At 37.6% G+C, this 12,589-nt stretch carries 10 protein-coding genes and 1 tRNA gene; 4 read left to right on the top strand and 7 right to left on the bottom strand.

Annotated features, from left to right (window positions below; translation table 11 throughout):
- Positions 1–9: 9 nt before the first annotated feature.
- Positions 10–642: an N-acetylmuramoyl-L-alanine amidase gene (locus B5D82_RS00805; RefSeq protein ID WP_081148445.1), complete on the bottom strand. Its 633-nt coding sequence runs from the start codon at positions 640–642 to the stop codon at positions 10–12.
- Between the two features lie 705 nt (positions 643–1,347).
- Here B5D82_RS00805 and B5D82_RS00800 point away from each other — a divergent pair.
- The 3 genes from B5D82_RS00800 (at position 1,348) to B5D82_RS00795 (ending at position 5,398) form a co-directional block, all read left to right on the top strand.
- Positions 1,348–3,771 (top strand): sensor histidine kinase, encoded by a 2,424-nt coding sequence (locus B5D82_RS00800; protein ID WP_081148443.1) that lies wholly within the window; start codon positions 1,348–1,350, stop codon positions 3,769–3,771.
- Positions 3,771–3,941, top strand: a complete 171-nt coding sequence (locus B5D82_RS20030) for a response regulator (protein ID WP_216629006.1) — start codon at positions 3,771–3,773, stop codon at positions 3,939–3,941. The genes B5D82_RS00800 and B5D82_RS20030 overlap by 1 nt, the downstream gene beginning before the upstream one ends.
- Positions 3,942–4,474: 533 nt before the next feature.
- A complete protein-coding gene (locus B5D82_RS00795; RefSeq protein ID WP_081148441.1) occupies positions 4,475–5,398 on the top strand; it encodes a GGDEF domain-containing response regulator in 924 nt (307 codons plus the stop codon).
- Positions 5,399–6,178: 780 nt separating this feature from the next.
- Here B5D82_RS00795 and B5D82_RS20095 read toward each other — a convergent pair.
- The 6 genes from B5D82_RS20095 to B5D82_RS00765 form a co-directional block, all read right to left on the bottom strand.
- Entirely contained in the window at positions 6,179–6,823 is a 645-nt protein-coding gene (locus tag B5D82_RS20095) for a PEP-CTERM sorting domain-containing protein (protein ID WP_081148439.1), read from the bottom strand.
- 1,097 nt (positions 6,824–7,920) lie between these two features.
- A complete protein-coding gene (locus tag B5D82_RS00785; protein ID WP_081148438.1) occupies positions 7,921–9,930 on the bottom strand; it encodes a TonB-dependent receptor plug domain-containing protein in 2,010 nt (669 codons plus the stop codon).
- Between the two features lie 96 nt (positions 9,931–10,026).
- Positions 10,027–10,401 (bottom strand): hypothetical protein, encoded by a 375-nt coding sequence (locus tag B5D82_RS00780; protein WP_081148436.1) that lies wholly within the window; start codon positions 10,399–10,401, stop codon positions 10,027–10,029.
- A gap of 299 nt (positions 10,402–10,700) precedes the next feature.
- Positions 10,701–10,979, bottom strand: coding sequence for a peptidylprolyl isomerase PpiC (ppiC, locus tag B5D82_RS00775; protein WP_081148434.1), 279 nt, complete (start codon positions 10,977–10,979; stop codon positions 10,701–10,703).
- Positions 10,980–11,105: 126 nt separating this feature from the next.
- Positions 11,106–11,190 (bottom strand) — tRNA-Leu (locus B5D82_RS00770).
- Between the two features lie 275 nt (positions 11,191–11,465).
- Positions 11,466–11,876: a hypothetical protein gene (locus tag B5D82_RS00765; protein ID WP_081148431.1), complete on the bottom strand. Its 411-nt coding sequence runs from the start codon at positions 11,874–11,876 to the stop codon at positions 11,466–11,468.
- A gap of 142 nt (positions 11,877–12,018) precedes the next feature.
- Between B5D82_RS00765 and B5D82_RS00760 the strand changes: the two genes are divergently transcribed.
- On the top strand, positions 12,019–12,519 hold the full coding sequence (locus B5D82_RS00760; RefSeq protein ID WP_081154221.1) for an RDD family protein: 501 nt from the start codon (positions 12,019–12,021) through the stop codon (positions 12,517–12,519).
- The last annotated feature ends 70 nt before the right edge of the window (positions 12,520–12,589 follow it).

Here is a 12,589-nt window from a genome sequence, read left to right as displayed (position 1 = left end):
AGTATTAAATTATCTGGTCATTGAGATAATTTCAGGATGGTGAATAAATTCATCCAGTTCATCTTGGGCATTTGGAAATTGTGCTCGGTGCTGTTGTAAAACAGCAATCGCATTGGTCATTGCTAATCGTGACTCAGCAGAGACTGCAAGGGTTTCATGTTCAGGGCTAGCTGTAATATGGGCCAATTGTTCGCGAATATAATTCATCTCTATTTTATCGCCTGGACAAGATTTACTGGTGCGATATCGAGAAGATATAATATTTTGTTTAACTAGGTCATTCAATTCTCGATGGCCAATCACTTTATCCGCTGGTATCGAAAATTCAGTCATCAGTCGTCGTATTAAGCTAAATAAACTTTCATACTGCGCGGGTGTAAAGTCAAACTTATCGCCATGACCAATACAGCAAATACCTAAAGAACGACTATTTAGACCTAAAGCATGAGCGCCTGCTTTGTTAGTTGGTCTACCATTTTCAATACTGCCATCGGCTTTTTGGCTGTGTTTATCATTTAAAATGACAAAGTGATATCCTATGCCTGACCAGTTCCGAGCTTTATGCCACTGGTCAATCATATCTCGATCACAATCTCTCCCAGTGAAGGCAGCAGTATGAAGCACAATATATTCTGGAAACATAGTAAATTCCTTAATTTAGTTACTGATGTTTATGCGCTAACCTCAAAAACCTAAAGCCGTTTGTACTTTTTAACTTGTTAGTTTTAATAACACCTTTCGTAAATATTCATGATGATTATTGTTAATTCTCGCTACTCACCCAACTTGTGTGGCATAGGTATCTAATGCGCTATGCTATTGAGTAAAACGGTGTAAAAACTGGGCTGATTATTCGCTTTGAGCTACTCATGTTTACTTTGATTGCCTTTGCTGACTTTTATTTGCTTTTGAAAAACCAAGGACCCCTAGTCATCAACTCAGCACTATAAATCATAGTATATTTTTCATACAAAACAACTTAATATCAACACATGCGACTAACAGAGTGGACCCAGGATTATGATTAATTCACTGTTGATGACTCACTGTTGATGACTCACTGTAGAATATGTTGAAGATATGATGAAATTTTAGTTTATCTCTAATTTATTCGTTATCAAGAGACTTAACTCTACACGTGTTTTTTATTTTTAAACTTAGCTGACACTTACCCTTAAACAAACTTAACATCTGGTTAATGTTACTTACCAAAAACTAACCCTTTGTTATTTAATTGCTATATTTGTCAAAATCTACTTTGTTGTTTCACGTTTAAGATGTTTTAGTGGTGTATTTTCATTGTTAAAGCCTCTATGATTTATAGCGAATCAACGTAGGTGCATCATAATGTCAGAGTTATCTATCAATAAGCCCGCTATGATTATTGCAGCCATTTATACTTTTGTATTAGGCGCAATCGTTTTAACAGGTTGGTACATTAGTAACAGCGGTTTAATTCAGGTTCTGCCACAGTTTTCACCTATGCAATTTAACACCGCTCTGGGTTTTTTATTGAGCGGGATTGGTCTATTCGCCATAATAAAATGTTTAAAGCGCCTAAGTTTAGCCTGTGGAATATTAGTTACTTTAATTGGATTTCTCACACTGTTGCAGTATGTTTTTTTGATTAATCTAGCAATAGATCAACTGTTCATGGACGCTTATATTACAGTAAACCCCTCATATCCTGGCCGTATGGCAATAAATACCGCGCTTTGTTTTATTTTTACCGGCAGCATAATATTACTATTTTCTGCTCCGAATAAAAATCAAAAAAAACACGCGTTAATTGAAATACTTGGTCTGTTTATATTAGCTTTATCAGCAATTACCCTCTCCGGATATATTATTGGCAAAGAAAGTAGCTATGTTTGGGAAACGCACAGACGCATGGCACTGCATACCGCAAGTGGCTTTATAGTTTTGGGCTTTGGTTTCTTAATGGCTATTTGGCGCCACAGAACTAGAGTAATAGCATTAGTACCTCTTTGTGTTCCAGCCCTCTTATGTTTTATCGTTTTACTTATTGATATGTTTCACCCACCAAACATTGCCGTGGGTGTCGCTTATGTACCATTAGTTTTGTTCGGTCTATTATTTTACCGTAAAGAAATAACATTTGTTTTAGCAGGGCTCGCGACAGTACTTATTATTTTCGGTTACTTAGCTTCGCCAGAGATAGATGTCGACAACCAATATGTAATTATAAATCGCATGCTTGCCATCGTTGCCGTTTGGGTTTTGTCAGTTGTGGTGTATCTACAAAAAATCACCCAAGAAAAATTACGTAAAAGTGAAGAAGCGTTAACTTTAGGTTGGCGCGGCGCCGGTGACGGTATGTGGGATTGGGACGTTTCTAGCAATACTATGGTTTTTTCTGAGCGAGTGAAAGAACTGCTAGGTTTAGAATCGGAGAAAATGCGTAATCATTTTGACGAATGGATTGAACATATACATGAAGAAGACAAAGATAGAACACTCGCAGCGCTAGACGCACACATTAAAAACAACACCCCTTATGATGTAGAATTTCGTCTGAAAACAAGCTCGGGTCAGTGGCGTTGGTTTCAATCCAAAGGACAAGCCTTGTTAGATGAGAACGATAACCCCGTTCGTATGGCAGGCAGTTTAAGCGATATTACGGTTCGAAAAGAAACTGAATTGCAGTTAAGGCTGTTAAAATTAACCATTGAAAATTTAACAGACGTCGTGGTAATCACCGAAGCTGATCCTGATAACCCTATTATCATATTTGCTAACACCGCTTCACAAAACGTATTAGGTTATACGCCAGAAGAATTAATAGGACAAACGCCTCGGTTATTGCAAGGCGAGAAAACCGATAAAGTGCAATTAGCAGCACTGAAAAAGGCCTTAAAAAATAATCAGCCATTTTCCACCGAATTAATTAATTACGCAAAAGATGGCAGCGAATATTGGATCGATATCAATATAGTTCCGGTGAAGGATCAGCATGGAAACACCAGCCACTTTGCCGCTATTGAACGTGATATCACCGATAACAAAGCAGCAACTTTTGAGCGTGAACGTTTAATTAAAGCGCTGGAAAAAAGTAATAGTGAACTAGATGAATTCGCCTATGTTGCCTCCCACGATTTAAAAGCACCATTGCGGGTTATCGAAAACATTTCCCACTGGCTCGAAGAAGACTTAGGCGATCGTCTCGATGAAGAAAGCCGAGAAAACTTGTTACTGTTGCGAAGCCGTATCCAGAGAATGGAAAGGTTATTAGAAGACCTGCTCGAGTATTCACGTATTGGCCGTAAACTTGATGAAAATCAGGAAGAAACTCTCACTGGGGATATGTTAATAAAAGATATCACTTTATTAGTCGCCATGCCGGAAGGCTTTGCCATTCATGCTAGTGCAGACTTCTTGCAACTTAAGGTGAATAAAATGCCACTGCAGCTTATTTTACTTAATCTAATCAGTAACGCGATAAAGCACCGGGATAAAGAAACCGGAGTAATTGAAGTTGACGTTAAAGCGCAAGAAAACCAATACCTGTTTACCGTAAAAGATGACGGCCCTGGCATCGCGCCAATATATCATCAAAGAATATTTAGAATGCTTCAAACCCTTAAGCCTCGTGACCGTGTCGAAGGTAGCGGAATGGGATTAGCCATTGTACGAAAACATATTGAATTATTTGGCGGTACTATTGAAGTAGCATCAGAAGAAGGCAAAGGCTGCACTTTTATGTTCACTTGGCCTAAACAGCAAAATAACTCAATTGAAGACACTTTATAATGGTCGCTGCAATCGGAGGGACGTTAAAAAATACCCCCCTGAATAACTTTATAGTAGAAGATGACGACGGTGATGCTAAAGCCATTTTTCCAGCATTTAACAAGGCAAGAATTGCCAGTCCTATATTCCGTGTGTATGACGGACAAGAATCGATGGTATACAGTTTTTAAAATAGTTACGCATTGGCCTCAAGCTACAAGGGAGTATTGTTTTTATATTAACAACATCGAAAACTGAACGAGATAAAATGCAACTTATAATCTTAATGTGGCTAGGTATATTGTTACAGAAACCGCTGGTGGGGACTTTCTTAAGTCAATAAATTTAATTGATAGCTATACCTGAATAATAGGATTCAAACATCCCTGTGCTTACATTGTTTTGCATATACATCACAATTAGCTTTAAACTATTTAAAATAACCATCATGGCGTATTATAAAATGAATCTTGGCAAAATTTTTAGCGTTTATTACACCAACTTCATTAATGAAGCACCTGTTTTATACTAAAAAATGCCTAACTATAAACATTTATTTTAATAAATAGTTAAGCTTAAAAACGCACTACATCAATATTGTGCCAGGTAAAATCATCAGATAATGTATGAGATTTATATGACTCATTCATTTTGCGCGTTTATCGAAAGTTAAGTAAAAAGTATAAAAAAAATTAATTATTAACTAGGAATAAGCAGGTAGCACATGACTCAATCAACGCTGAGAATATTTCATATTGAAGATGACGATGGCGACGCTAGGCAAGTCAAACGTGATTGCACTAAAGAATTTGATACCGAGCATTTTACCTTAACTCGTGTAGATACTATCGACGCTGCACTGATAGCCCTAAAAGAGTCATATTACGATGTAATATTATTAGATTTAAACTTAGGCGATGGTCGTGGATTAGAAAACCTACAAACCATTAAAGAACTGAGCCCAGACTCCCCAATAGTGGTATTGAGTGGTCATGATGACACAAAAACAGCGCTTGACGCGATACGTGGCGGCGCACAAGAGTACATAATAAAGTCGACTAACAACAGTCGCCACCTTGGTTTAGCCATTTTGTCATCCATTGAGCGTAAAGCTTATGAGCGGCATTTGTATCAATTGGCCAATCGAGATGAATTAACCGGCTTAAATAACAGGCGGGCATTTAATAACTATCTAAGGCCCTGGTTAATTCGAGCGGCTCGTTGGCAGCGTACCGAAACGATAATGTTTATGGATGTAAACGGTTTTAAACAAGTAAATGACACCTTAGGTCACGATGTTGGAGACCTACTATTGCAACACATTGCCACAACGCTTCGTGCTGGATTACGTGCAAGTGATATGCTGGCAAGATTTGCCGGTGATGAATTTGTTGTACACCTAGACGCACAATCTCACGAATCAGTAGAAATCAGCGCACGAATTGCAGAAAAAATAAGTGCTTTGTTCGAAAAGCCAGTATTAATAGCGGGGCATAAGATAAAAACCAGTGTCAGCATAGGTATCGCTTTTTATCCTGAACATGGTGAAGACACCGCCTCGCTTATTAAAAGTGCTGATAAAGCCATGTATCAAGCAAAAAAAGATAATATACCTTATGTATTTTATAAAAATACCGATGAAGTTTAGCCATTAAAATAAGTCAGTTATCGCTTATTTACTTGCATTGTAGGTACTTAGGTTCAGTCTAGAACAATTAACCTGTGTACCTAACCTTTTCTCAACTAGCTGAAACCTACACCTTGAAGTGGAGCGGATATAGCAAACCGACACTTTACCTGTTAATAAATACTCGTAATTTTTCGCTGGTTTTGAAATCAATAAAACAAACTCTATGCTTTAATAAACAGTACTAATACCAATTTGATTAATCAACTTGGTATAATTCATTAAGTTGACTTTACTTAAATCAAAAGCTGCATGATTAGGCAATACCGTTTGAATTGGCGCCGGGGAAGCCCCTACCAATGCAACATGTTTCGCACCTACTGTTCTACAGAACTTGTTGCAATAATTCGGCCTCGGCTTTTGTAATCATCGAAACCACCGTTCGCTAACATTAGTCTTTGTTAAACTATGTTCATTTTTAGGGTAACGCTAATCAAAGTTTAATGCTTATTTGTGGGCCAGGTTAAACTCATTGCAGTCGTTGGGAACTGATATTTTAAGGATAACTAATGCCACATTGCAGTCATAAGAAAAAGCAGGGATTTGAGGTTTTCTGTGGCAAGTTTAGGATTTATAGCTGGCATTACAAATCCATCTTAGTCGAATAACGCAGCTTTATGAGCAAAAAAAACACCGACCTAATTGGAAGATGCTTCTTGATGATTATCGACAACATTGGGTTACATGGGTTTATTCAGGCATACCATCATCGATAATTAATTTGATAGGCAATCAGTAGAATTAAGATTGCTTCTTAAATCGACGTGATGCTAAGCCAATCATCCCTAATGCAAAAATAGCAAGTGTAGATGGTTCTGGGACTGAGCTGGCGCTGAAATTCATTTGTATATGCAAATCTCTGCTAACCCCACCAAAATTGGCGGTCCAACTATTATTTAAATATCTGTTACTTGTTATCTGTGAATAATTGAATCCACCGTCAATATAATCGTTTGTGCCAGAAGCTCCAAATCCCCAATTTCCAGATCCATTTGCATCATCGTGACGCATAGAAAAAATATACTTTTGACCTGTTATTAACTCCCAACCACCTGTCATTATATTGATGTCTAATAGGCTGTTCGATGCAATCAAGTTGCCACTAGTGGTAAATAATGAACCATTTACAACTCGATTCAAAGCACCATCCCATTTAAATAATTCATAGATTACGCCCTGGTTAACTCCATTAGTACTACGACCAGTCAGCTGCACTGAATCTAGTACATTGTCTATGCCGACCAAAAAACTTTGCCCATATACTTCACTACCAGAAAAACCACCCACTGCTGAACCACCATTTGTTGTGATTAACCCAGCATGAGCAAAGCTACTAACAGATAAAACTAAGCCAACAATCGCAGCCTTTAAAAATTTAATTTTCATGTGATATTCCTTATAATCCCTTCCAACCGTTTTGGAAGATAAATGCTAAAAGTGAAACGTCATCACTTATTGCTGCTTTATAAAAGCAATAAACACGCCAATTAAATAATACACAATAATTTCAACACTATAAAAAAAAAGATCCTATATTTACATCTTAGCTGTAAAATAACCTGACACACCACAGCTCATCAACCAATTAAATTAATTGCATAATTCAAGCAAACATAAAATGATGTTCGTTTTACTCGAAAAAGTGTATTAGATCATTAAATTCATACAATAATAAGATGTAAATCATCAAAATGAGTAATACAAACCAGTTAAAATAAGTATTTCAGTAGTGTTATTGATTAAAGTTCAGTGGTGCTAATTATTGTATTTCAACACAGCAACATCACTACAGACCAGTATATTCAACGCAGATAACCACCTAGCAACTGACTTGTAATCAGTTGGTTTGACATGTCATTCGTTGGTCTTACTATAAACTCAAAACATTGATTTATAGGCTAAATTATCTATTTCTATATTCATGAAATTAGCCTAAAACAAGGTGGTAAAATTCAATATATGCATACTAACGGAGTTTTATCCGACGCTAGTGAATTCGAATGTTAATAACGCGAACTTTGATTTCTTATTCGATCAACGATGACTTTTGTATCATAGTTAACATCTAAAGGTTGAACTCCACAGTCGGCTTTGAGGCTTGAAGCAGACCTTAGTAACTACGACTCTGGTACTTCCACAATGCGCACTTTGAAGTCATCCCAATCTGACTCCACGACTGGCTAAATATGTAGCTTAGTTGTCCATCAGAATAAAGATATGTCATCGTATTTTGATCATTGTTAATAGCCAAAAAACATTGATGTTAATGGCTATATAGTCGGAAAAAGTAACTATTTAGGCAGTAATAATTTCTGTCTTTTTTGGGACTTTCATAGGCTGAATACCCTAGGTTAATGATTTTATATCAACAGAAAATATCATTTTTTTGAATTGGGTTATAACTATAAGTAACTGTGCTAACGCTCAATAATTTAATAAGCTATAACCCGACCGATAAGTTTTTATCCTAATCTATTGTGGCTTTAACCGCCGAATTGAAAACGTAAACCAGCATTAACGGTAAAACCATCATTTCTTGACCAAATATTTGTTGTCCATCGACCGCTAGCGGCCTGCTCAGGCAACACTAAAGAGTCTTTCTTCGTTTGTCGCACATTTAACAAGTTTTCGGCATTAACAAATAAACTGATTTGTCCAAGCGTTATTTGACCTAACAGACCTAAGTGCCAATAAGGCTCGCTTCGCTCACGATACGGGTTGTTATCAAGATGCTGTGTTCCGGTATAGTAAGCTTCAAACCCTAACAAATGACTACCGTGTTCTTCCCACATAACTATAAGGCCAGCAGAATGTTGCGGCGTTAGCGTTAAGGGGGCCCGGCCAAGGCCAGAGTCTCCTTCTTTAGTCGCGTCGGTATATAAGTAGCTACCCGTAAATTTAATATCTCGCCAGCGATAGCGTAGTAATAATTCAGCCCCGCTAATTTCGCTTTCACCAGCGGCATTGATAATGCGAACTTGTTTGCCCGAATATTCATTAACACCATCTATTACTTCTAATTCAGTAACGTTTTCGATTTCTGAGGCAAATAATGTCAAGCTGGTTTCTAAACTGCCCGCAACATAACTAAAGTCTATTGAAGCTGTAGATGCTCTTTCCTCATCAAGGTCTTCTAACGGTTCAAGGCGAGATAACCCGGCTTCATCAATGTCTTCAATAAATGGGCTTGGCGCGAAAAAGCCTTTTCCATATGCCGCCCTAATCGACCAGCTTTCTGGACTATATAACAATGAAATACGAGGACTTACTTGCGTACCGTATTCGCTATGCTTGTCAGAACGAGCACTAAGAGAGATGGAGGTATCATCGCTTGCTTCATAATCAAGTTGCGAAAATAGCCCTGGCACTCGATACGTATAATTAAATTCAGGAAAGGTATCAGATTCGAACTTTTCAGATTGAAGTGCCAACCCGACTAGCCAAGCCGTTTTATCAGAATACCCTGATATGCTAGACTCCATTAGGTAACTTTCGTGGCTATCACCCTCGAGGACAGTACCAAATTCATGCTCGTGATCTTGATTCATTGCTGAGCCACGCACATTTATATTCAGAACTTCCCCTAAAGGTTGGTCATAAATAAAGCCAATATCGGTTCGAAGAGTATCCTGTGTTTGAGGAAACTCATTACCATCAGGCACAGTAGCGTCAGCTAAAGTGCCGCCATTCCTTTGCTCTTTCATTGCCCCCAATGTAACGTAAAGATTCGCTCCATCGTCGTTTTGCCAATATAAACGAGGGCGTACACTGCCCCTTTTGTAGCCCGCCAGGTCGATCCAGCCATCGTCATCTAAATCTTGCTCTTTTTGGCGATGAACTCCAGTCGTAATTGATGCGCTTGAGTCACTAGTTAAAGGAGTGGCAAAGTACGACGTTATATCTTGACCGTTTTTAGAGGTAACGTTGACCAACACTTCTCCTTCATAAACATCAGAGGGAGTTCGAGAAATAAGATTGATTACCCCACCAAGTGCAGAGCCACCATAAAGAGATGAAGCAGAGCCTTTAATTATCTCTACATTTGCTAGGTCTGTAGGTGGTATTTGCAACAGGCCAATGGAAGCTGTTTGACCACCGTATAAAGGTAAGCCATCACTTAGGAGTTGTGTATAGCGCCCATACATTCCTTGCAGCCTAATGTTGGCACTGCCTAGCGCAGGCGAGGTAGTTTGTACTCTAACACCGCCCGTTTCAGCCACTAACATAGAGATATTTCCGGGCCGCATTAGCGCTTTTTCTTGTATCTCTTCGCCGTTAATAATTTCGGTTCGTGTTGCCGATTCAGTGACAATACGACCTAAACGAGAAGCTCTTACTTGAATTCTTTCAATACTACTATCGCTATGTTCATGATGCTCTTGCTCCTCATGATGAGCATGTCCATTCTTTTGATCTTGTATATCTTCATTCGCGTATGCAAATGCTGGTATTAACAGTATTGCTACTGCCATTTTCATCGATTTTTTAAACATTTTTACCTCAGGTGTCACTTGGTAATAATTCAACACAATAGTGCTCATTAATTTGATAAGTTTTACGTTGTACGCAATTTAGGGCGTACTAAGTGCTTATGAGATAAAAATGGGAGGGCGATAAAGCAAAGTGGAGATAGATTTAGGTTGCTCAGACTGTTGGATAAATAAAGTTTCACTTAAAGCGGTTGCTTTAGTTGAAACGATTTCAATATTAAAATATGCAAACGATGAACAGGCATTGGCAATACAAGTACAACCAACATCACAACATTCAATACCACAACAATCTTCTGAGTTATCTGTATTTATTGTGCTTAAGTCGTAATGTTTTACAAGTTCACTGAAGTTGGGAGAAAGAGAATCTACTGAAGTTTCGCAAGACATAGAGGTATTAAAGGTTATTGCTTGCCCAACAAAGGCAACAAATATCAGCGCTATAAGTAACACTCTTGAAATTGCTCTAAACATAGAAGTCTCTAAATAAAATATGCGTAGTATAATAAAATGTTCTTCATGACATGTGAATAATCACACGTAAGTTTATTTAATACCAATTTGATTAATCAACTTGGTATAAGTTGGCTGTTACATTTCACTATAAATAATCTAGGAAATTCATCATTATAATGTACAGTTAGTCGGAAAAAAATACGTTAGAGTAAGAACAGGGCTTCTAAATTGGCACTGAAAGACTAACTCGAACCGACTCACCTTGCGGCAGATGACTTTTGAAAATAAATTGTATTCAAATAAACACTAGTTGTAAATTAAGTCCGATAAAGCACTTTAATGACATGCCAACCAAATTTAGTTTTAACTAAGTGGGGCTCTAATATAGCGCCACTAAAGGCGACTTTATCAAACTGAGGTACCATTTGACCTCGTTTAAATTCACCTAAATCGCCGCCCTTTTTACCCGACGGACATGTCGAATACTTTTTAGCCAAGGTTTGAAACTTCGCTCCTTTACCCAACTGCTTAATAATATCTTCTGCAATTTCTTTGTGCTTAACCAAGATGTGAAGTGCGTGCGCTGAAGCTGCCATGTAAAAGCCTTTTTAATATCATTTGATAAACACGCGTATTATAGCGGATCATGAATTAACTATTTTAATATAATCTTTCAGACATAAAAAAACCCCAACTCTTTCGAATCAGGGTTTTATAAATGATGGTACCAGCGGTCGGACTCGAACCGACACGTCTTTCGACAGGGGATTTTGAATCCCCCATGTATACCAATTTCATCACGCTGGCAAAGGCTTTACGCCCGTTTTGCAATTTGCAAAGAAGTCATTTTTTACTTTAAAAACTGATTTCTTTATAAACTATTTTTCTAACTATCTTACTAAACAACGACACATTACCGCCGCTATACTTTGCAAACTAAATAAATCGTGTTTCTACTTTAGGATGTAAAATAATTATACCTTCAAAATATAAAACATTCTTGAAGAGGCAGGCATTATACGAAAAATTACTCTGTTGGCAATAGTTTTTCTTCTATTCTCGCTTGAGTGCTGTTTATTTGTTCATGATGCGACAATAGCTGAAGCCGCTAGCTCTTTTTCCAACCAATGTCTGGCATCAAATGCATTATCAAAAAAGGCATGTTTGACTCCGGCAGAGCGATAAATTTTACTAAATAAGCTTTCAGCTAATAATGGCGTAGTACAATGAGCAAGGTTTAATGCAATCGCTTTAGTATTGCCTTGGCGAATAAAATCAGCGTGATATTCAACACCCGCTTCTACACTAATAGCTTCACCTTTAGGGGTGAATAAAGCACCGAAGTTATTATAGTCAACCTGAGTTACAGCCAAAAGTAATTGCTGATGCAAATTATCTATGTAGTTAATATTCCACGGTCCTTGTGCATCAATCAAGATTATATTGTCTTCTATTGTTATTGCCAACGTGCCGTGTGGTGCAAAAAGGGTCATTATTAAAAAACCTACTTTAAATTCTTAAATTTAATATTTCATTAACTACGCTAAGTATCGCTGCAAATTAAATATTACACTCTTACTTATACTTTTATATGCCTTTTGCTAAACTAGCGCAAATTTTTCTATTGATATGGCTATGTCATTAACTTCTAGTTCATCTTTTCCGCGTGCTGGCTTTCGACGTCGTTTGGCTTCATGGCTTTATGACGCTTTAATCGCGGTTGCTGTTTATATGACCGCAGGCGCAGCTTCATTTTTAATTATTTCACTAATGGTTCATTTTGGACTTTTTGATTTGCAAGGCTATCAGCACTTAAGTGATACCATCAGAAATACTTCGTGGTTGCTTTGGCCAAATGAGCTTTGGAAACTAGGCTGGGTATCAATGTTTTTTATCTGGTTTTGGTCTAAAAGTGGCCAAACATTAGGAATGAAAGCCTGGCGTTTAAAAGTGCAAAATCAAGACGGTAGCTTAATCTCTAAAACTACGGCTTTAAAACGCTTATTGCCAACATTATTCGGCTTGGGTAATTTTACCGTATTAGTTGATAGAAAAAATAAATTAAGCCTTCAAGACAGGCTTACGAATACTGAGGTGGTGCTGTTAACCCTTGAGGCAAATCGTGGCAGGCTTTAACTCTTCTAACTAATTTAATACTGTAACCCAAAGATGAATACCGCGTGGTATTCATCTTTGGGTTTAACTA

The sequence above is a fragment of the Cognaticolwellia beringensis genome (assembly GCF_002076895.1).
In the GTDB taxonomy this organism is placed as follows: Bacteria; Pseudomonadota; Gammaproteobacteria; order Enterobacterales; family Alteromonadaceae; genus Cognaticolwellia; species Cognaticolwellia beringensis.
The sequence above is the reverse complement of the archived record's forward strand: the minus strand, read 5'-3'. Positions and strand labels throughout refer to the sequence as shown.